Source organism: Streptomyces caeruleatus, from assembly GCF_001514235.1.
Classification (GTDB): Bacteria; Actinomycetota; Actinomycetes; order Streptomycetales; family Streptomycetaceae; genus Streptomyces; species Streptomyces caeruleatus.
Genome location: NZ_KQ948931.1, coordinates 237,583 through 257,310 on the forward strand (window position 1 = coordinate 237,583; position 19,728 = coordinate 257,310).

The 19,728-nt window shown below is 66.0% G+C and carries 18 protein-coding genes and 1 pseudogene; 4 read left to right on the top strand and 15 right to left on the bottom strand.

All coding sequences use genetic code 11. The annotated features are described in order from the left end of the window. Window positions 1-55 precede the first annotated feature (55 nt). The 10 genes and pseudogenes from AQJ67_RS24720 to AQJ67_RS45545 all read right to left on the bottom strand — a co-directional run bounded on the left by AQJ67_RS24720 (window position 56) and on the right by AQJ67_RS45545 (window position 6,588). On the bottom strand, window positions 56-625 hold the full coding sequence (locus AQJ67_RS24720) for an RICIN domain-containing protein (protein ID WP_062721263.1): 570 nt from the start codon (window positions 623-625) through the stop codon (window positions 56-58). Window positions 626-902: 277 nt separating this feature from the next. Next, window positions 903-1,298 carry a hypothetical protein gene (locus AQJ67_RS24725; RefSeq protein ID WP_244190584.1) on the bottom strand — a complete coding sequence of 132 codons (396 nt, stop codon included), beginning with the start codon at window positions 1,296-1,298 and terminating at the stop codon, window positions 903-905. 245 nt (window positions 1,299-1,543) lie between these two features. Then, on the bottom strand, window positions 1,544-2,611 hold the full coding sequence (locus tag AQJ67_RS24730) for a DUF2637 domain-containing protein (protein WP_079056170.1): 1,068 nt from the start codon (window positions 2,609-2,611) through the stop codon (window positions 1,544-1,546). Between the two features lie 62 nt (window positions 2,612-2,673). Continuing rightward, a complete protein-coding gene (locus AQJ67_RS24735) occupies window positions 2,674-3,093 on the bottom strand; it encodes a DUF6195 family protein (RefSeq protein ID WP_062721266.1) in 420 nt (139 codons plus the stop codon). Then, the gene (locus AQJ67_RS45535) at window positions 3,090-3,449 is read right to left on the bottom strand and encodes a DUF4326 domain-containing protein (protein ID WP_079056143.1); all 360 of its coding nucleotides are present in this window, start codon (window positions 3,447-3,449) and stop codon (window positions 3,090-3,092) included. Before AQJ67_RS45535 ends, AQJ67_RS24735 begins: the two co-directional genes overlap by 4 nt. Then, the gene (locus tag AQJ67_RS24745) at window positions 3,449-4,174 is read right to left on the bottom strand and encodes an ATP-binding protein (protein WP_079056144.1); all 726 of its coding nucleotides are present in this window, start codon (window positions 4,172-4,174) and stop codon (window positions 3,449-3,451) included. The genes AQJ67_RS45535 and AQJ67_RS24745 overlap by 1 nt, the downstream gene beginning before the upstream one ends. Before the next feature lie 865 nt (window positions 4,175-5,039). Then, complete coding sequence (locus AQJ67_RS24750) at window positions 5,040-5,399, bottom strand: hypothetical protein (protein WP_159058821.1); 360 nt, start codon at window positions 5,397-5,399, stop codon at window positions 5,040-5,042. 68 nt (window positions 5,400-5,467) lie between these two features. Next, window positions 5,468-5,701, bottom strand: a complete 234-nt coding sequence (locus AQJ67_RS49510) for a hypothetical protein (protein WP_244190585.1) — start codon at window positions 5,699-5,701, stop codon at window positions 5,468-5,470. 33 nt (window positions 5,702-5,734) lie between these two features. Further along, window positions 5,735-6,055 (bottom strand): annotated as a pseudogene (locus tag AQJ67_RS50750) (WhiB family transcriptional regulator); the annotation flags it as partial. Window positions 6,056-6,114: 59 nt separating this feature from the next. Next, window positions 6,115-6,588 carry a helix-turn-helix domain-containing protein gene (locus AQJ67_RS45545; protein WP_244190586.1) on the bottom strand — a complete coding sequence of 158 codons (474 nt, stop codon included), beginning with the start codon at window positions 6,586-6,588 and terminating at the stop codon, window positions 6,115-6,117. 572 nt (window positions 6,589-7,160) lie between these two features. Between AQJ67_RS45545 and AQJ67_RS24765 the strand changes: the two genes are divergently transcribed. After that, window positions 7,161-8,069 carry a helix-turn-helix transcriptional regulator gene (locus tag AQJ67_RS24765; RefSeq protein WP_062721272.1) on the top strand — a complete coding sequence of 303 codons (909 nt, stop codon included), beginning with the start codon at window positions 7,161-7,163 and terminating at the stop codon, window positions 8,067-8,069. A gap of 40 nt (window positions 8,070-8,109) precedes the next feature. Here AQJ67_RS24765 and AQJ67_RS24770 read toward each other — a convergent pair whose 3' ends face one another. From AQJ67_RS24770 to AQJ67_RS24780, 3 genes are read right to left on the bottom strand one after another with little or no spacing between them, the layout of a single operon-like run. Then, on the bottom strand, window positions 8,110-9,303 hold the full coding sequence (locus AQJ67_RS24770; RefSeq protein WP_062721273.1) for an amidohydrolase family protein: 1,194 nt from the start codon (window positions 9,301-9,303) through the stop codon (window positions 8,110-8,112). A 31-nt stretch (window positions 9,304-9,334) separates the two neighbouring features. Continuing rightward, window positions 9,335-10,447: an MAB_1171c family putative transporter gene (locus tag AQJ67_RS24775; RefSeq protein ID WP_062721274.1), complete on the bottom strand. Its 1,113-nt coding sequence runs from the start codon at window positions 10,445-10,447 to the stop codon at window positions 9,335-9,337. Window positions 10,448-10,450: 3 nt separating this feature from the next. Further along, window positions 10,451-10,993 carry a hypothetical protein gene (locus AQJ67_RS24780; protein WP_062721275.1) on the bottom strand — a complete coding sequence of 181 codons (543 nt, stop codon included), beginning with the start codon at window positions 10,991-10,993 and terminating at the stop codon, window positions 10,451-10,453. Between the two features lie 784 nt (window positions 10,994-11,777). Between AQJ67_RS24780 and AQJ67_RS50755 the strand changes: the two genes are divergently transcribed. After that, entirely contained in the window at window positions 11,778-12,125 is a 348-nt protein-coding gene (locus AQJ67_RS50755) for a DUF6233 domain-containing protein (RefSeq protein ID WP_425264180.1), read from the top strand. 102 nt (window positions 12,126-12,227) lie between these two features. Continuing rightward, on the top strand, window positions 12,228-13,115 hold the full coding sequence (gene ku, locus AQJ67_RS24785; RefSeq protein ID WP_063807362.1) for a non-homologous end joining protein Ku: 888 nt from the start codon (window positions 12,228-12,230) through the stop codon (window positions 13,113-13,115). A 230-nt stretch (window positions 13,116-13,345) separates the two neighbouring features. Here ku and AQJ67_RS24790 read toward each other — a convergent pair whose 3' ends face one another. Then, window positions 13,346-14,587 carry a PIN domain-containing protein gene (locus AQJ67_RS24790; protein ID WP_062721276.1) on the bottom strand — a complete coding sequence of 414 codons (1,242 nt, stop codon included), beginning with the start codon at window positions 14,585-14,587 and terminating at the stop codon, window positions 13,346-13,348. Between the two features lie 241 nt (window positions 14,588-14,828). Next, window positions 14,829-15,254, bottom strand: coding sequence for a hypothetical protein (locus AQJ67_RS47780; protein WP_159058822.1), 426 nt, complete (start codon window positions 15,252-15,254; stop codon window positions 14,829-14,831). Window positions 15,255-17,651: 2,397 nt separating this feature from the next. Here AQJ67_RS47780 and AQJ67_RS45555 point away from each other — a divergent pair. Continuing rightward, on the top strand, window positions 17,652-19,562 hold the full coding sequence (locus AQJ67_RS45555) for a WD40 repeat domain-containing serine/threonine protein kinase (RefSeq protein ID WP_079056147.1): 1,911 nt from the start codon (window positions 17,652-17,654) through the stop codon (window positions 19,560-19,562). The last annotated feature ends 166 nt before the right edge of the window (window positions 19,563-19,728 follow it).

The following is a 19,728-nucleotide window of genomic DNA, read 5'->3' on the forward strand; positions in this document are numbered from 1 at the left end:
AGCCCTGCCTGCCCGGCCACGGTGGTGACCGGGCAGGCGGCAGCGCGCTTCCGTGTTATGGCATTTCAAACTCCCATTCCTGTGTCACTTCGTTAGAAAAGGAGGTATCCACGACCACCCTGGTGCCTGGAAGGGAGACATTGCCGCCTTCTCCCCAGAGGGTGACCTTGGGGTCGTACGGCATCATGTGGCGGTAATTTTCCGCCCAGAGCTGGTTGAGATTGTCCGGCCTTTCTCGTCGCTCGCCCTGCGCCACTGGCGTGCCTGGCTGGATGTTGCCGCCGCCCTCATATCCCGGGACTTCCACGACGAGCCCGCTCGCCTTGTTCACGAGGAAGCCTTGATCGTATTTCCACAGCTGGTTGTCGTAGCCGTCGGCCTTCCTCGGCCAGAGGATGACCGAGGCTCCAGGCTCCGTGCTACCCCCGTCGACGTCGAGCGCCAAACCGCTGGCCGCGTTGCGGATGAAGAAATAGCCCTCGGGGAAACCGTTGGCCTGTGCCGTGGCCGTGGGCGCCAGTTTTGAGGTCGCCCTCGCCGCCGTCTGCGGCAACATCGCCAACGCCAGCAGCACCGCGATCAGTACCCCGACACTGCGCCGCCATACCGAAGGAAAACCCGCCACATCGCCTCCTTCTTGAGGATTCCGATGCTTTCAGACTCGACCTTCCCGATAACGGAGCACAATGCGCTCTTCTGATCGTGACCGGATCGGGTGATCTGGTAGCAGTGACGTGTAAAACTCAGCGGGCTCGTACGGCCGCACGGCCCTGGTCCGCAGTGCCCGTGCGGGGCACGCCCCCCGCGCAGCCAGCGGGCCAGCGCCTTCTACGCGGCGCTGGAGCAGGTGGCGACCCAGCACGGGACGCGGGCCGGGGCACCAACCTGATGAGACAGCACAGTTAGGCGGCGGCGTGCCAAATGTGCTCGGTGACGATGCCGAGCCAGGACGCGGTTGGACCGGCGAGAAGGAGCGGGGCGCACACGCTGTAAGAGAGCACGGTCTCGTGGGGCTCCACCACGACCTGTGTGAGAAGGCAGTGGTCGAACGGCAGCCAAGTCTCCGGCGCGTAAGCGGGCCTGATCCGAAGGCCCATGGAGGTCAGGACGACCCGGGCCGGGGTGAAGTCGCGCCAGCGGGGACTGGCCGCAGCTTCTGCCTCTCGTCTGCGCCGGGCGTCGAGCCGCGGATTGGGCACCCAGCGCCGGCCGAACGCCGGGTGGTCCTCGTAGTACCCGGCGGGGCGGTCGGGCGGAAAGGCGGGCTCAGTGCCGTAGAACCGTGCTGTCGTAGCCACGAGATCGGCAAAGGCTGTCTCGCCCTCGGCCAAGGGGAGGTCCGGCACGTGGACAGGCGAAAGGCGACCGCCGCTCAGGAGGTGGTTCCTCAGGGCCGTTGTCGGTGACACGGCTTCGAGACGGTTGGACTCCTCTGTGTGGTTCGGGCGGCCTCGCCACATGATGCTTCCTTCCTGGTCCGTTGGCCGTCCCCGGCCGATGCCCAGTGAGCGGGCAGCGGCCGGGAGGCACGTTGTAGATGAGATCACTGGGGAGCGCTGGAGGCAGCGGCGGCTTCCTTCGCTGCGGCCTTCTCCTCTTCCTTGAGGCGAGCGAGGACAACGCCCATGCGATCGTTGCCGAGCTCCGTGTGCGCTCGGATGTGTTCCTTCAAGGCGTCCCGGCTGATGCGTCCGACCTGACTGGCGGCGGCGCGTGCGATCGGCATGACGTCGTCCAGCCAGCTGTCTTCAGCCTTCCGGTCCTGCGGGGACTCAATGCCGTCCGGGACGGGCGGCGTTTCCCCGTCCGCCGAGACGCGGACCGGCGCCGCAGCCGGGTAGGGCGTCACCGTCGCGCACGGCGTCGCCGACTCCTGGTCCGCGACGTGAAGCAGCTGTCCGTCCGACTCGTCCCGTGCCTCGCCGGAGCCGTCCGCAGACACCGGGGACGGTGCGAGGCCCGGCAGCTCATCGGGCGCGAGATGAGCTGTGTCCGCAAGCGGCAGACCGTGTTTGTGCAGGTCAACCCGGATTCCGGTAGGTCCGTCCGGCGCGGACGGACCGGTTCCATCGCCTTGCGCCTCCGGTGCCTGGACTTCGGGCACCAGGCGGACAGCCGTGGTCCAGTGGGCATCATCGTGTTCGGGACGAACGTTGCCGCGGACCGGTCCCGGACCGTCGTCTGCTCGGTCCCGGACCGTGTGTTCGGCGGTCCGCGCCATCAGGATGTAGAGGTGGACAGACCCCGCCAGCGCCAACGGCGCGAGGGTCGAAAGGACCCCGACCACGCTGTCCGAGAGGTGCAGTGCGGACCGTCCGGCTTGCGGTCCGTGGTTCAGAGTGATGGCGTGAAGAGCATTAGCTCCGAGACTCGCTCCGGTGGCCGCCAGAAAGAGGACCCAGGCGTACAGGCGCGCACCGAAGTGGCGGTTGCGGAGGAGCACGATCGCGCGCACGCCGTACGCAATGAACCCGTCGACGAACACCGGGAAGAGATAGGACAGGCTCTCGCGCGCGTGGATCGCGACGGCGATTTGCCGTAGCGCGTCGTAAGAGAAGGCGAAGCCGGCCGAGCCAAGGAGGACGATCGCCGTTCTGTCCCAGGCCGTCATCGGGCGCAAGCTGCCTGCGGTCTGCGACTCAGCGTCCGTCGGGAGTATGTGGGCGTGAGACATCAGAGCGTGCCTCCGTTGCGCGGGTCGATCGACTGCCAGGCCGGTGTCTGTGAGAGCAACTGCCCGAGCTGTTCGAGGGACGTCACGTCGTGCACGTGCTGACTGGGGCAGCTCGCACAGGACACCCGCAACTGGAGGCGTTCCGTGCCGCCTTCATCGGTGTAGTACAGCTCCAGGTGCTGACCTGCGACGGTGTCGAGGGGCGCAAACGCTTGGAGGTGTTCCTCGAAGGAAAGGAGTCCCAGCACCTCCCAGTCGAGCGTCACCGCCTCGTCGCCCAGGAGGCGGCGTGCATACTTCGACGCTGCCGCGATTGAGCGGGGCCCCCAGGTCCGGAAGGCGTTCTCCCGCGCGGCCGTGCGACGTTCCTCGGCGCGCGTGAGGCGATTGGCCGCAGCGATCATGATCGGGTGACTCATCGGTTGCGGCCTTTCAGGTTGAACGCGGTGCAGGCTTCGTCAGCGAAGCCGGGGCCGTTGGCGATACGCAGCAGGACGTCCGCGTGACAGGGCATGTCGAGGGGGCAGGTGCACATCAGGTCGAAGCCGTGCAGCTCGCTCGCGAACTGCTCGGCGTACCGGCGGCCGACCGGGCCTTGGAGGGTGGCGGCGAAGAGATCCACGACGTCCGCTGCGTCCATCGGCTGACCGAGTAGCGATGGGCCACGATCCCCTTTGCTGAAGGGGTTGGCGTACCGGCTGCCATAGCCCACGAACACGCACGGGGTAGGCGCGAGGGAAGCGGACCAGTCGGCTCCGCGAATACGGACGGGCATCAGGCCGCCCTCCCACCACGACGCCGGTCGTCCCCGATCATGGGTACGAGCGTCGTCACCATCTCGGCGAGGCGGCTCGCCACCCGAGCGCCGACGAAGTCGGTCAGGTCCGGCCCCGCGTCGTCGCGGGCTGGCAGGTTGGACGTAATGATCGTCGGCAGGCAGTGGTTGTACCGGTAGTTGATGAGCCGGTAGGTGATCTCCTCGGTCCATTCCGAGGTCTTCGCCGTACCGAGATCGTCAAGCAGCAGGTACTGCACTTCGCAGAGGCGCCGCAGCTCCCGTTCGGCAGCACCCAGGACCTGTGTGGGCCGCAGGCTTCCGTACATGTCCGCGCTGTTCACGGCGATCAGCTCGAACTTGTCCGGACCGCCGGCCGCGATCCTGCGCAAGGCGCCGTACGCCTGGTGCGTCTTGCCCGTCCCAGTGTGGCCGCTGAGAAGCAGGCCGCCCGCAGATGCGTTGTCCGTCAGAGTGTGATCTGCCCAGGCCGCGACCTCCGGCACCGTTGCCTCGGCATCGCGAAAGCGAGGCGGGGTAGCGGTGCGCCATCGGTTCAGCGCGTACTCGGCACGAGCGCGTCGGTGCCATGCCTGGTCGCCGGGATTTTCTTCCGGCGGCTCGAAGCCAAGGCTCTCTGGCACGACTTGGATTCCTCTCGCAGTAAGTATTCGCTCGATGGCGCGCATTGATCCGGCGCTGCTCACACGTTCCGGCTCCGCCATGATCAAAATCCGTTCTGGTAGGCGCTGGGCTTCGCTGTGTTCTGGAAAGGCGCCCATCTGCCTGGCGCGCGTCGAATGGGTACGACGTTGCCGGGCTTCGCAGCAGCGAGGGCATCGGCCGGGAGATCCGCCCAAATACGGAGCAGATAGCGGGCCGACTGAGGCGGGCGGTCCGGATTCCAACGCCGCGCAACCATCTCGACCAGCCGTTCATGTCCCCACCGGCCCACGAGAGCTGTTACCCGATCCCATTCGGATTCCGTGAGGCGCCATCCAACGAGCATCCCGGCGCTCGTAATCGCGGACACAAGCTCATTAGCTGCGTCCGGAACTGTTACCGGCCCCTGCCCCGAAGCGTGGGTTCTCCGGTACTGAGTAGGCAAGCTAGCTTGCTTTTGAGAAGTGGTAATACTCCCAGAGGGAGTATTACCACCACGCGTACGCGAGGAAGAAACTTCTGACTCGCGTGACAGAGACTTCCCCCTTCCAGGACCTTCAGCGGGTTTCTGGGAAGGGACTTCCTGGAACGTCGTTCCATCTATCCCCTCATCAGCGGCCGAAGTGGGAAGTTCCGTACCAGACTGCTGGGAGTCGTCCCGGGACCGGTTGAAGAGGAGAATTGAGTAGCTGTTGGGATTGGAAGCCCCGCCGCCACGCTGATGGCTCAGCTCACCAAGAGCAGCCAACTCGCCGAGGCATTTGGTGATAGAACGGGCCGTAAGACGGGTCAGGCGCGAAATCTCTTCCAGAGTGAGGGTAGCTCTGCCCATGTCGTCCGCCATGCGTGCCAGCGCGAGCATTACAAGACGTGAACCACGGCAGGACTTCGACTGTGACCAGACCAGTTCTGTGGCTATATCACTCACTAGTTGCTCCCGTCGCATATTGCTATGAGGCGCGCGGGCGCAAGCCCAAAGCTGAGATCGTCCTCCGGTACGAATCCGATCCGATTCGGTTCAGGGGTGAGATACAGCGTGCCCGTGGGCAGGAAGAAATCGTGTGCACGACGCCAGTCGGCGGTGTGACCGAACTTCTGCCTGATCATGCGCGTCACTTCTCTCTCGATTTCCCGGGAAGCGCACACGCGGTAGAAGTCATCTTCGAAGATGTGGGTAACAGCCCGGTACTCCGGAAAAATGCGGACCAAGGCTGCTGTTGGGGCGACGGCGTGAATATCGTCACGGAGGTTCGCGCTCGGCAAAGAGGCAGAGTTGTTCTGAGGCATGGGAAATCTCCCGGAAGCGCAGAGAAATGCTCCTGCGTGAAGAATGGTTCCTCTAGATGAGGCGCGTGTCAGGCGGCGTCGGCTTCCTGATCGGCCGATGGAGAGGCTGTCTGCTTGGAGCGCTGCCGCTCGCGCCAGGCAAGCTTGAGCAGATATTCGTGGGTGATTCCGAGCCCTCGGGCGACGGCTGCCGAATCCAGAGTCTGATCTGCCACGAAACGCTTGACTGCCGCTTTGCGCTCATTCTTGGTAAGCGGCGCGGTTGCACCCCTCAGAGCGCCCTGCACTGTCTTTTCGTCCACGCGGTCCTTCCACGTGGCCCGAAGCGCTGACCTCTCTGAAGCGAGGAGTCCTGCGCGGATACCCCACTCATCGTCGTGCCTGATCGAATCGACCAGGCATCGGGCCGCGATAGGCAGCGGGCAGGAAGAGCAGAGATTGAGAGGCCGGACCAGCTCGGGTCCCAGCTGCTCCTTTACCTCCTCAGGATCTTCCCGAGGCCCGTCTCCGAAAGGGAGAAAAGTATCTGTGTCCTCGGCGGCGCAGTTGGCATCTTCTGCCCAATGCTTGCTCGGGACCTTTTCGGCTTCCCTGAGGAGAGGTGACCAATTACCCTGCCGTGCAGCCTCGGAAAGCCCGTATATGTCTGTGCTCATTTGAACTCACGATGATTGCGGCACTCGCTTCAAGAATGGAGCGAGTACACGGAGAGGAGTCAGGAACGCTTTCGTGATCGCCTGGATGGCTGAAGCGGAATTTGGGCCGCTGCGCTCAGCTTTTCGGTAACAGGCTTCACGAGATGCATTTCAGAGATTGCGCGAAGGTCTTCCTCGGCAAACTGGACGAACTTCCCGAACTTCCGGTGAGGAAGTGTGGAGATTCGTTCGCGCAGCCACTTCTCAGGAATGTTCAGACGCTCAGCAGCTTCCGCGTATCCGATGTGCAGGCGGTTGTCGCGTGGGCTGGTCGGGAGCTTGTCGATCAGAGCCTCGAAGTCGCTGACACGCCCCAGGAGGTTCAGGACTGCTGCGAGTCCTTGCAGCTCACTGGGTCCGAAGGGTGCGGTACTCGTGTCCGGGTGGGCGACAGATGCCATCACGCGTCCAAGCCGTGGAGTTTCGCCGTTCGCAGGTCGAATGCGTGGCCTGCGGTCGTCCAGCCCGCGTGCGGGAACGAGCGGATGATCCACCTTGCGATCGTGAGGGACTTGGCGCGAGGAACGCGAAGAGCCGTTCCGCAGTCGTTGATGGCCTTGAGCCCCAGATGGGGCCACAGGGTCCGAGGGCCCTGAAGGCGAACCTGGACAACGGCGGCCCCGGGCAGCATCGACGCGAGCTGGGCTGCCAGCCGCTCAGCGCGAGCCGGAGCGGTGTCCGGCTTGGGGTTGCAGTCCTGAGTAGGGGACATGCGACACTCCTCTGTGTTGGTAGGCCACTCCGCTAGTGCCGTGCGAGGGACACGGAGTGGCCGTTTCGCGTGACTAGCACCTCAGTAGGGGCGCAAGTCACGAGCTGTCTGGCGTCCGGGAGGTGCGAACTCTCGGACGCCGATGGCGTTTTGAGGGGGCGCGGGTCATGTGCGAAGCACGTACCGGGCTCACCCTCCACCCCACCGCACGCCAGATGGTGAACGGCGGGTGAGCGAAGGCGGAGGGGGTGCGAGTCCCCTCTTTTTTCGCTAAACTGAAACTATCGCGACTGGCTAAAAAAGTCAACGGGTCGATGTTTCTTCGGTTTGCCGAAAAATGAGGTTCTGGTTCTGATGGCTGCTCGACGCTTCGACAGAGGTCGTGTGCGCTCCGTGCGGCGAGCCCGCGAGGTCCCGCAGGCCGATGTGGCCCGAGCCGTCGGCGTCGCAGACAACACGGTGGCCGGGTGGGAGCTCGGAACGTCCGTGCCGGACCAGGAAAAGCTTCCTGCCCTGGCAAAGTTCTTCAAGGAAAACCTGGACGACCTCTTCCCCCGTGATGGCCTGCCCGATCTCACGGACCTGCGCTGCGATGCCGGCCTCTACCAGTACGAGACGGCACCTGTGATCCAAATGAAGAGCGCCGGCCCGGTGGCCGCAGCGGAGCGTGGTGAGCGCCGGCTCAAGGACAGGTATGTCCCGCTCCTCGCGGAGAGGTATGGCGTGAGCACGGCAGAGCTGCTGCGGGCCCAGGAGCGATCCATCGCCGCGGCGGAAGAGAAGAAGCGAGGGGGAAGGGAGCCCGGACCAGACCAAGGCTCTGCCGCTGCGGACTTGGACAGGCCGCCGGCCTCGCTGGCCGAGAAGATCACCTTCATCCTTCAGCGGTCCTACCCGGGTCCCCAGGGCCCTCCGTCGGATGCCGAGATGGCTGCCGATGTGAACGCCCATCTCGGGGCGGAGGTCCTGACGGCAGAGGACTTCGAAGGTCTGCGCACCGGTGCCAAGGAGACGGCGCCTCCCGGTGTCCTGGACGCGCTGGCCACGGTTGTCGGTGTATCGGAGATGTACTTCAAATCGGACGAGGCCGTCGCCGCCCAGGTCTACGAAGGGCTCAAGCTAATCGCTGCCCACAAACAAGGGCTGGTCGGAAGGATCAAGGCCCGGGGTCTGGGACCGGAGGGTCTGCCGCCCAACGTGATGGCGCTGGTCACCCAACTCGCGCAGGAGATGACGGAGAAGGAAGCCGAGAGCGGGAAGTAGCCCGCCCAACTCTGTGCGCGCCGCCGCCGCAGCTACCGCTCTACTCCGCTGACGAGCCCGGGTCCTTTACACATCCTGCCGTGATCACGGCACGGATCTCCCTGAGCGCCCCAAGATCGGCCAGAGGATTACCGTCGACGACCACCAGATCCGCGCGGAGCCCGGACTTGATACGGCCCACTGACCCACCGAGCCCAAGAGCGTCGGCCGCGTGGGCAGTGACCATGTCGAGAATCCTGTCGGTCGGCATACCCACGTGCGCGTAGAAGGGGAGCGCCCCGGCAAGCGAGTTCTCGAAGCCGGTCCGCTGCACTCCGGCGTCGGTCCCGGCGATGAGCCTGACGCCGGCCTCGGCCATCTGCCGAACCTGCCCGAACAACACCTTCGTCCGCTCCTCGCCGAAATGGCGGGCCACCATCTGCCAGTGCGGACTGACGGCCGGGCAGACCGCGATGCCCCGCTCGATAATCTTCTTCAGGACGTCCTGACGCAGGCCGAAGGCATCCTTGGTCATCCACGTGCAGTGCTCAATGGTGTCCACGCCCGCATCCACGACCGCCGCGATGCTGTCCGCCCCGTGTGCGTGCGCGGCCACCGGCGCGCCAGCTTGATGCGCTTCCTCCACCAGGGTCCGCAGCTCGTCCGCGGAGAACTGGCTCTGCCAGCTCGGCGGTCCGTCCTTCGTCAGGCCGCCCCCGCTCGCCATCACCTTGATCACTCCCGCACCCGCCGCAAGGTTGCGCCGTACCAGATCACGAATCGCGGCCTCGCCACCGACCTCACCGCCGAGGAAATGGCAATGGCCACCGGGAGTTGTCGCGGGTGTGCCCGCGGACACGATCCGGGGACCGGGGGTTCCGCCCCGGCTGATCTCCTCTTGAAGGCGGAGGGCCAGTCCGTTGCGGTCGCCCAGGTCACGGACCGTGGTCACACCACTCGACAACAGCTGTTCCGCGCGTCGCCGCATGTCGCGCAGCAGCTGCTCGTCGCTCGATGCGTTGAAGGTGGCCAGCGGATCGGCGCTGCCGTCGAACACCAGATGCACGTGGGCGTCGATGAGCCCGGGCATGACCGTGGCACCGGGAAACGAGAGCTCTGCCCCCAGCGCGCGGGAGTGGCCGGCGAACTGTGCGCGAGGCCCGACGGCGGTGATGCGGTCACCGTCGACGAGGACGGCACCGTCTTCCAGGTAGGTCCCGGAGCCGGTCAGGACCCGGTCGGCGGTGATCAGCATGTCGTCTCGCCTGTCCCCGTCTCTTTCACGGTCACGCGGTCAATCGCAGCGCGTCCGACACCGCGATCAGCTGGTCGACATCCGCGTTCTGATCGTTTGCCTGCTTCAACGCCTGGGGAGCCGTCGTCGGCGCCGGAGCGCCCTGCTTGATCGCGCCGTAGGCACGCCGGAGCCGTATGGCCAGTTCGGCAGCCTCCAGGCGGCGCAAGTCAGCTTCCTCCCCCTCATGGAACAAGTAGGGGCTGATACGGACCAGTCCATCCTGGCATTCCACTATCCGCCGGGTGTAGCGGCGGTGTACGCCACGCGCCCGCCACCGATCCCACAGCGTGCGGGACGCGGGCTTCAGCTCGTTCTGCGGGTAGACCTCGATCAGCAGCTCCCACAGCGAAGTGAGCTGACGGTGATGCCGGCGCCGACGCAGCCACAGCCGGGTGGCGGTGATCCTCGCGCGCAGGGCCGAATAGGTGACGCCCGCGACGAAGGCCAGGTTCGACACCGTCAGCAAGACCGCTGCCGAGATCGTGAGCTGGTGCGGCACGGCCCCTCCGCTCCAGCGGACGACGGTGAAGACCGCCCGGACGGCGCAGGCAACCGACATCCCGCCGAGGCCGACCGCGGTAATCCACAGCCCGGTGGCGTGAGGCCGACCAGATTTGCGGGCATAGGGGGTGGACCACCGTGCGGCCATCCCGATCGCGTACGTCATGTACAGGCCCGCGCAGAGGTAGAAGACGGCGACCTGCGGGATCGTCATGTCCATCGTGCGGCTCGGCCCGCTCAGCGCCCCCAGCGGAACGGTCAGGGCCGCCACAGTGATCACTGCCGAGACCAGGGCGACGACGGCGCCCTCCACCCGGGCTCGACGCCGAGCCACCGGCTCGTCGGCCGAGTACAGGTAGAAGCACATCAGGAAGTAGCACGCGAGCAGCAGAAACAGGTTCTGGACCAGCCGCGCGATGTCGTGCCCCGCCATGATGTCGAGGCCATGGGCGCCCCCTGGCCTGGCCACTGCATACGACAGGCACACGCTCAGGAGGGTGAGGGCAACCGACCGGGTGGGAGCGTCGCGCGGGGCGCGCGACCACAGAAACAGTCTCCACACGACGGCAGCGGCGATGATCAGCGGAAGGTACCTTGCCATGGCTTACAGCCACCCCCGCCGGTCACCAAGAGCAGCCTGCACCCGGCGGACCTCCGGGTCATCCGACAACGGCGGCAGCGCGTCGACGACAGAGGACCACTCCAGGATGATCGTCGCAGCGAGCTCGACCGAGCACTCCGTCTTGTCCTCATACGAGCAACGCATGGCGACGCGCCGGATCAGCTTCGGATCCACTACAGGAATGAGGCCCGCCAAGTTCTCCACGAAGTCTTCGATGAAGTCGTCCGAGAGCGCTTCCGGGGTGTCCCCCTCCCACTCCGCGACGATGATGTGCAGCAGTTCGTGGAGGATGATCTGGAGCTGGTGCCACCGGGCCGTGTGCTGCTGGTAGAGGATGAAGTCCATCTCCGGCATTTCGAGCCACATCCCCGAGGGGCCTGGCACCGGCAGCGGGACGGCGTGAAGGACGATCGGGCGCCCGCGCCTCTCGCCGAGGGCCCTGGCCAACTCCTCCACATTCAGCGGAGGGCGAATGCCCAGACTGCGCAACTCCTTCCGCAGTCGGTTGTGGAGCCTGCGCTCCACCGTCCGCCGTTCTGCCGTACGCCACCGTCCCAAGCGGCGGCGGCTCGCTCTCTCAGGCGCAGGCGGCCCGGTTTCCTGAGTGCCGCGGAGGCTCTCTCCCAGAGACATGTGAGCAATCCCTTCGTACCGGCTGGTCGAGGCCCTTGCTCCTAGCCGGGCGACAGCCACCACGGGTCAACGATGTTCGGTTCCCGGGCTGACTCCACGAAGATGATCACGGACCTGGAGAGGCGTTGGCCAAATGGCCCACGCCGTCCTCGGTGACGGAACCGCCACGCCGCGCTTGCCCCTTGCCGACACGTGTCATCGCTAGCGCGAACGAGCAACTGGCTTGGGGAAGGTCCCTTGGTGGGGGGCGCGGGAACTGTCTCGGACCCTACGTGAGGCCACCCGAGATCAAGGCCGGAAAGCGACATCTCTTGAATGGGGCGAAGGTGGCGAAAAAACCCGCCAAATCCACCATTCCCGAATTCGATCAAGGCTCTGAAGTGCGGATTCACTTGTGTTCATATTGATCGGTGTGACGTAGCAAGCGCATACTTCTGTTATCTATTTGAGATCTCTAGTGCCCGACAAATAGGAACAGAGTTCTATGAATGGCGCATAGCGGTGGCCTCGCGTTGTGTGTGGAAGGGGTCACTTCTGCGTAAATCCGGGCGGCACCTCGCGGTCCGCTCCCGACCGCGCGGAGCAAGAAAATCAGCCAGGCGCTTGAGTACTCTGCGTTCTGAAGCGAATACCATCTGTGTACGCTGACCCACGATGCATCCCGACGGGAGGCCGCATGTGGTGCCCGTCGGAGTCACAGTCGCGCCGACGCGGGAGTGGGCCGGGTTGGCACGCGCAAATCCAGCAAGAAGGTCGCCAACATCACGGCGGCGGACGGTGGAGCCCGCGAGCTGTCTGCCAGATCGACGGAGGCCGCTGGGATCCGCGGGCCGCGCCGGCCGACGGGCTGAGTGTTGCAGCAGCTGGAGGGGGAGTGCGGGCCCGACGCGGAGTCCTGCACGCTCCGGACTGTGACGAGGCGCCGCGCGGAGCGCCGGTGCTCAAGGCAGACCGGGTTTTGGACGCTGCCGAGAAGGCAGGCGTACGGCTGTGCACGTTGTGCGGGTTCGGTCCGAACCGATGAGCCCTCATGCAACATAGGCGAGACACCGAACGCTTCACCACCACCTGCGGCATAGCATGAAAGCCCAGCTCACTAGGGGGGGTATGAGGGAGGGCAGCCGTCATGCCGGGGCCCGTCATCTGGAACGGCCACATCGTGTTCGGATTGATCTCCGTACCCGTCGGCCTGGTCAAGGCGACCGAGTGCAGCACGACGCCACTGCACCTAGTCCACACCGCCGGCGGCTGCCTCGGACGCATCCGCTATCGCAAGGTGTGCGAGCTCGACGGGCAGGCTCTCGCCGAGCACCAGATAGGCCGCGGCTACGAGACGCCCACCGGCATTGTGCCGCTCACCGACGCCGACCTCGACAACCTGCCGATCGCCACCGCACGCGCCATCCAGTTGGTCGCCGCCATCCCCGCCGCCCGGATCGACCCCCGGGAGATCGGCGCTGGCGGCTACTACCTCGCCGCTGACAGCTCCCCCGCCACCGCCCGGCCCTACACCCTGCTCGTACGGGCCCTCAAGCGACGCTCGCAGGTCGCCATTGTCAAGTACGCGACCCGCGGGGACCGTGAGCGGCTCGGCATGCTCCGGCCGCTCGGCGACGTCCTGGTCCTCAACGGCCTGCTCTGGCCCGAGGAGGTCCGTGACGTCGAGAGCGGCATCGCGCCCGCCCCAGCCGACATCAACGAGGCCGAGCTGGCCGCCGCGCTCGAACTCGTCGACACCCTCAGCGCCGACGAGCTGAGCGACATTGACGACCTAACCGACCACTACGCCCAAGCCCTCGCCGAACTCGTCGAGGCCAAAGTCCACGTCCGTGAGCTCACCCAGCCCTCCGCACCGCCACAGCGCGAGCAACTCGTCGACCTCATGGCTGCACTCCAACAATCCGTCCACGCCGCGCGTGCCCGCCGCGGTGAGCATCTCGACCCCAACGGTGTGGGGCCCGGGACATCGCCATGCCCCCCCGGGGGACCCCGTGCTCCCTCTTGCCTGGCGTAGGCGACCTCGACGTCGTAGTCCACCGACCCGGACTCGCCAGGCCGAATTGACGCCTCCTGCATCCGCGTGTACGGCGGACCCCCCGAGGCCAACCAAGGCGCCATCGTCCGCGCCCCACACCCCGCAGCCCACCGGTCGGCCGCGCGGCGCAGCGTCGGCGTACGGGCGCAGGATCGGCTAGTGAGCAGCGGAACGGCCGTGCCGGGGCGACAACTTCGACCCGGCCAGGCTCAGCGCAGCGGAGGAAGAGGGACGTCCAGACGGCCTTCCGCGATGAGCCTCTCCACAGTGCGGCGGCCAGAGAGCTGGAGGCGTTGAACTTCCATCCACCTGCGCTCGTGGCTGATGAGGTTGGTGTAATCAGCGAGCTCTGAGGACAGCACGGAGAAGTGTCCCGCGGGCAGCGCACGAGTGCCCTGACTTCGCAGGACAGTGAGCCGGGCGTCAGCGTTCGTCGTGCTCACGAGGACGCGGGTCTCCCAGATACACCCGACGCCCTGAATTCGGAGGGTGTTTCTCAGGGCAGCGGGCCCGCTCAGGACCCACCGCACGGTAGCCATGCACCAGACATGATCCCCGATGCGGTAGGCCTTCAGATCGGTTGCTTGATCGAATGCGACGAACGGGGGCACAGCCCAGCCCAGCACCCGCACGGTGTCGGTATCAAGCAGCGTGCCCTCGCCCTCGACGAAGAAGCCCATAGTGCCCTCGAAGCCCGGCCCTTCTAGGCTCGGCGGCACGAGCATCAGACGAATGGCCTCAGCCTCGATCGCGCTGAGGCTTTCCGGTGCCTGGAGGATAGAACGTACCGCGGCCTCGTCGGCGTCGTCGGTCTGCTGTGCGAACTTCTCCACGAGGGCGTGCCAGGTGGTGAGGAGCACGAACCGATCCTCGATGTCGGCGAGGTCCTCGTTCATCGGGTACGGGAAGGCGTCCCCGTCGCCGAAGTCCGTCGTGTTCTTGCTGACGAAGTAGACCGTCTCGTCAGGGTTCTCCCGCGCGTACTCGACGGCCGTGAGCCAGATCGCGGCGTCCCGCCCGCCGATCTTTGCCGTGTCGCCGCCCTCGTTGATGGTGACCTGCTTGCATGGCGGCAGGAGGTTCGCCTCCCGGATCAATGCCTGCTTGAGCGCGGCCTCGCTCGTTGGGACGAGATCGACCACGTCGAGCCACTTCTCACGCCACTCTTCTTGGAAGCGCTGTAGATCCATCTGCGGCAGCGGCACGCGGATCGGCCACGGCGTTCCTTCCGTGAGGCTGCGCAGGGCCGCTTCCGCCGCCTCGTACTTCCGGCGGTACGGCACTGCCCGATGTGCCGTCAACTCCTCCAGCACCACCCATGGCACGGCCACGCGCTCAATGCCGGACGCCCTGATGATCTTGACCAGATCCGTGGTGGCGCTGTCGATGCCGGACTTCGTCAGGATGTTCGTGTCCAGGATGATCAAGGCGAGCGGCTCCGTCTCACGCATGGCTGGGTGGTGTGGTCAGGGTTTCAGGCTCTGTGATCGCCAGCCCCCGGTTTCGGATACCGGCCGCGTTGTCATTCACGCCCCGCGCGTTCAGCGATGCCCGACATAGTCGTCCTTGACCACTTCGAACTGGAGAAGCGGAAAGATGTCGACGTCGTCGTCAGCGCCGTATCCCATCTCGCAGCTTCCCTGACAGGGAGGGCCGCCTGGGAGCACCTCGGGCACTCCCAGGCGGCCCGGTTCAGCGGCGCTCGATCCAGTAGACCGCCCCCGCGAACACGCCGGTCAGGGACGCCTTCACCGCTAGGCGCACGAGTTCGTCGCTCGCGGTGTCCAGCAGTCGACGCGCCCGGATCTGGGCCGGGCTAAGCCGCTTGGTCTGCGGCTTCTCGCCGAGCGGGGGACCGTCCAGGTGCTGGTCAGAGTTGCTTTGACAGTGGGAGCCCGTAGGCTCGTTCTCGGTAGGAATCGTTGTCTCCTTCAGGTTGGCGGTTCTTGCTGTCGAAGTCGGTGGCCTCCTGTTGCGAGCAGGGGGCCGCCGCCGTTGTGGCGGTGGCACCAAAAGGCCGCCGGGAACCATTGTGTGGGGCGCGACCGACAACGCCGGATAGCTCGGCACCCCGACACGCCCGATGGTGAAGCCGGTCACATAGAGCCGTTCGTGCATGCCGCATCCTGCGCCATTGGCACGCTGAACTGCGCAAACGCGATTCAGGGCGGCGGTCTATCGGTCTCCGCCGACGCAATGGATGGCGCGGTACCTGGAGCCCATGAACCACGCCGCTGCTTCGCCGCTGATCTCGGACAGGTCTGGTGACCTGCACATTCGCGGCTACGCGCCGCCGTTCTCCTCGTTGTCCTCCCGCAGGTGCTTCTTACTCGCCGAACTTGCCGCCGGCGTGCAGCATGGTCGCCGTGCGCCCGCTCACCAGATGTCCGTCGTCCTTGTGGTTGCTGACTTGGGGTAAGTCGCCTTCTTGGTCTGGCCCTCGAAGTCAGCGGTGGTCGCCCCGTCTCCTCGCGGAAGGTGAGGTTGTCGCGTACGTAGTCGAAGGTGACGAAGACGTACGCGACGTCGAAGTCCTTGTAGTCCACCGGCGTGTTCCTGCCCGCCCGATGCCGATGTGCGCGTCCGATCACTGAGACGTCAATCTGTACACATCCCGGTGAGCACGTCCCCGGCCTTGCACTCGGCGGCGTCCGATGCTGTTGTCTCCGCTTCCGGTAGATGTTCCCGATCATCACGATTCACGTCTCGCACTTGGTGCCTGCGCGACATGCCTGTTCTCGTCCTGGCGGTCGACGTACGGGATGGTCGATCAGCTTGCCGAACTCGGCGAGGCCCATGTCTGCCGGCTTGTGTTCACGAAGTCGTTCGCCTCGTAGTCGCCCTGACGTCGAGGATCTCGATGAAGTACCCGGGGTCCGTCGGGACTACCTCGATCTCCGGCAGAACGCGGTCTGACCAGGCGGCCGTGTCGGTACACGGTGGCCGCCTGGGAGCACCACTACTCCCAGGCGGCATGAGCTCAGCGGCGCTCGATCCAGTGGACCGCCCACACGTACGCACCGGTCGCGGACGCCTGCATGACCAGGCGCACGAGTTCGTCGCTCGCGGTGTCCAGCAGTCGACGCGCCCGGATCTGGGCCGGGCTAAGCCGCTTGGTCTGCGGCTTCTCGCCGAGCGGGGGACCCTCAAGGTGCTGGTCAGGGCTGTTTTGACGGTGGGAGCCCTCAGGCTCTTTCGCGGTGGGAATCGTGACCTCCTGAGGTCGTCGGTTCTTGCTGTCGAAGTCGGTGGCCTTCTGTTGCGAGCAGGGAGCCAGCGCCGTGTTGGCGGTGGCTCCAAAAGGCCGCCATGAACAATTCTGTGGTGCGTCACTGACACGAAGCGGGTCAGCTGGGGCAGTGCGTCGTGTCTGGCATGTCGTTTCTACGGCACGCACCTGACAAACGAGAGGCCCAACTCCGCTTCATGTCGGCGAGTTGCGCCCACGCGTCGTTTCACGTGAAACCTACTCAACGTCAATTGCAATACGCAGAGGACCAGTTCGGTCGCCCGGCTCACTGATAGTGGCACGCCCATGGCCCCAGTCGAATCTGGCTGTCCACAGGCGCCTGGGTACAACGGCCTTGCCTCTGGGGATACTTGACCTTCGGCTGTGGGCAACCCGAGGGACGGGCCTGTGGATAGCGGGTCGCGCCGCACGAAATAGTGGCTCTGAACAGCAGGTTTGTCTGTCCCCAGCCTGTGAGGAAGAAAAAGTCCGCAGTCGGCTCAAGATTGCTTCTTCAAGTGCACGGCGAGCGCCACCATCGAAGGTTTGCGTAAGCTGCGAAGTTGCATTGCATCTCTTACATGTGGATGGAGTGCCTACCGCGAGTCGCAGGTCGGTGCGCGCGGTGTCCGTCTTCGTCCTGGCAGTCGACGTCCGGGATTCTTGCTCCGGTTGCCGAAGCGGGCGTCTCCTGTGCCCGTCAGCTCGACTTCGCGAAGACGTTCTCCTCGTAGTCGCCCTTGAGGAACAGGATCTCGACGATGGACTCGACGCCGTTTGTGACGGCGTCGATCGCAGGGGAGGCGCCGCTGGCCCTCGGCCATGAAGCGCTTTGCGTCCGCGCCGCCGATTTGATGTGTCTCTGCGAAGGCCACCGGTGCCCCGCCGAGTGCCGCGCTGGCGAGCTTCAGCCAGAGTCAGCGGCGGGGATGCCCCCACCCACAGCCGAAACGACCTGCCAAGCGAACCGGCAAACCGTCACGTAGGGGGAGAGCTGCTTCGAGGCACTGAGGCAGGCGCTGTACGCAGGGCCGCGAGGCGCCCGCGCCCGGGCGCGGGTTCTGCACTGGTGCCACCGCATTGCCGGCTGCGCGGCGAGTTGGGGTGGGAGCCGATCCGTGTCGGTTGTGTGCGTCACCAGCCGTTCCATGGTCACGGAGACGCATGGGGTGGAATGCTTGCCCGGCATCGGCAGGCCGTCCCCCGCTTCCGTAGTCCTCGTGCGGGATTCAGGCCCGCCCGTGGCGACGGGAGGCTTAATTGCGTCTGGAACAGGGGGTGGTGTGATGCGGCAAGGTCAACTCCTCGGTGGGCGCTACCGGTTGGTGCGGCTGGTCGGTGAGGGTGGGATGGGGCAGGTGTGGGAGGCCCAGGACGAGACCTTGGGCAGACCTGTCGCGGCCAAGGTGATCTCCCCGCTCGCCGGAGGCGGAAGCCGAGGCAACCAGGCACGCGCCAGGTTCCTTCGGGAGGCACAGCTCACCGCGCGCCTGCAGCACCCGAACATCGTGACCATCCACGACCTCGGCGAAACCGAAGCCGACTCTGAGATCGGGGCTGGCGCCGGCCCTGGCAAGGTGCCGTATCTGGTGATGGAGCTGCTCCGCGGCGAGGGCTTGAACGTGACCCTGCGCCGGGGCCCGGTCGTCCTGTCGGACGCCGCCCGATGGGGCGCGCAGATGTGCGACGCGCTGGCAGCCGCGCACGAGGCCGGAATTCTGCACCGGGACCTCAAGCCGTCGAATATCCTGCTCACGCAGTCCGGCACTGTGAAGATCCTCGACTTCGGTGTCGCCCGGGCGGTCGACACTGGGGCGACCGCCGACCGGCTCACCCAGACCGGCTTCCTCGTGGGCACCCCCGCGTACATGGCCCCGGAACAGGCACGGGGCTTCCCCGAACCACGCAGTGACCTGTACGCGCTCGGCTGCCTCCTCTTCGAGATGATCACGGGGCAGCTGCCGTTCCAGGCCCCCGACGCCGTGGGCCAGATCTCGGCGCACCTCGTCCAGGAGCCGCCGGCTCCGAGTTCCGTGTCCGGCCATATCCCACCCGCCTGGGACCAGCTAGTACTGACCCTGCTGCACAAGGAGCCCGATCGACGGCACCGGGACGCAGGGCATCTAGCCGGTGCCCTGCGGCAGCTCGACCGTCCGTCCGAGTCGACGGTGCCTCCCACCAAGGTGGACACAGGTCCGTTCCGACAGGCGGACTTCGCCCCGGACGCACCGGGCCCCGGGCCCGGCGAGTACTGCGTTGCCACCACGGGCGGCGAAGAGACCTTGGCAGCGAGCAGTAGCGACGTCCGGCTATGGGATCCGGCGACCGGGCGACCGGTCGGGCCGTCGCTGACCGGGCACACCGCCGCTGTCTGGGACCTGAAGTTCTCCTTCGACGGCAGCCTTCTGGTCACTGGCAGCGGCGACAGCTCGGTCCGGCTGTGGGACACAGCCACCGGCAAGCCGCTCCTCCCGCCCCTCACCGGCCACGTAAATGCCGTGGTGGGCGTGGCGGTCTCACCGGACGGCCGCCTACTCGCCTCCTGCGGCCGGGACAGCGCGGTGCGGCTGTGGGACACGACTACCGGCCGTCCCGTCGGCAAACCGCTCACTGGCCACACCAACACCGTGGTCAGGGCAGCATTTTCCCCTGACGGCCGTGTGCTGGCCACCACCTCCAGGGACGGAACAGTGCGGCTGTGGGACCCGGTCCAGGGCAAGCGAGTCGGCAGACCCCTGACCGGTCACACCGCAGACTCGGAAGGCGTGGCCTTCTCTCCCGACAGTCGCCTGTTGGCCACGACTGGCCGGGACTGGACGGTGCGATTGTGGGACACGGTCACCAGGAAGCCCGTCGGCATGCCCTTAACCGGCCACACTGACACTGTCTGGGCGGTGGCGTTCTCCCCGGACGGCCGCCTGCTGGCCACCAGCGGCAAGGACGGCACGGTGCGGCTCTGGGATCCCGCCACCGGCCGGCTCCTCGACCAGCCTCTGACCGCTCCCACCGGCGGGTCGGTGACCATCGTGAACTGCTCCGACAGCCGTCTTCTGGCCGCCCGCACCGACCGGCATGGGACGACGCAACTGTCGGATCTTGTCTCCGGGCAGCTCTTCGGTGAACCGCTGGCCACCGGCATCGGCATCCCGGTTTGGGTGGCCTGCACCCCACGGGCGGCTCTGCCGAATCCGGGTTGAGGTCATGGCGCGCCCGCCTTGGGATAGCAATCGCTGAACACCGAGACGGGTCCGGAGCCGCGATCGACTACCAGATCCAACGGCCACCGTAGATTCGGGCCACCGGGTGTTCCCCAGGCGGGGTGATCTCCTCATGACCGTCGCTGTGCTTACGTCAATGTCAGCG

Bases quoted from the DNA above. Each gene is read 5' to 3' on its own strand.
- AQJ67_RS47780 (WP_159058822.1), bottom strand. From the start codon at position 15,254: ATGCACGAACGGCTCTATGTGACCGGCTTCACCATCGGGCGTGTCGGG.
- AQJ67_RS24730 (WP_079056170.1), bottom strand. From the start codon at position 2,611: ATGACGGCCTGGGACAGAACGGCGATCGTCCTCCTTGGCTCGGCCGGC.
- AQJ67_RS24770 (WP_062721273.1), bottom strand. From the start codon at position 9,303: ATGCTGATCACCGCCGACCGGGTCCTGACCGGCTCCGGGACCTACCTG.
- AQJ67_RS24745 (WP_079056144.1), bottom strand. From the start codon at position 4,174: ATGGCGGAGCCGGAACGTGTGAGCAGCGCCGGATCAATGCGCGCCATC.
- AQJ67_RS24750 (WP_159058821.1), bottom strand. From the start codon at position 5,399: ATGCCTCAGAACAACTCTGCCTCTTTGCCGAGCGCGAACCTCCGTGAC.
- AQJ67_RS24775 (WP_062721274.1), bottom strand. From the start codon at position 10,447: ATGGCAAGGTACCTTCCGCTGATCATCGCCGCTGCCGTCGTGTGGAGA.
- AQJ67_RS24790 (WP_062721276.1), bottom strand. From the start codon at position 14,587: ATGCGTGAGACGGAGCCGCTCGCCTTGATCATCCTGGACACGAACATC.
- AQJ67_RS50755 (WP_425264180.1), top strand. From the start codon at position 11,778: ATGTGGTGCCCGTCGGAGTCACAGTCGCGCCGACGCGGGAGTGGGCCG.
- AQJ67_RS24735 (WP_062721266.1), bottom strand. From the start codon at position 3,093: ATGAGTCACCCGATCATGATCGCTGCGGCCAATCGCCTCACGCGCGCC.
- ku (WP_063807362.1), top strand. From the start codon at position 12,228: ATGCCGGGGCCCGTCATCTGGAACGGCCACATCGTGTTCGGATTGATC.
- AQJ67_RS24765 (WP_062721272.1), top strand. From the start codon at position 7,161: ATGGCTGCTCGACGCTTCGACAGAGGTCGTGTGCGCTCCGTGCGGCGA.
- AQJ67_RS45555 (WP_079056147.1), top strand. From the start codon at position 17,652: ATGCGGCAAGGTCAACTCCTCGGTGGGCGCTACCGGTTGGTGCGGCTG.
- AQJ67_RS45535 (WP_079056143.1), bottom strand. From the start codon at position 3,449: ATGCCCGTCCGTATTCGCGGAGCCGACTGGTCCGCTTCCCTCGCGCCT.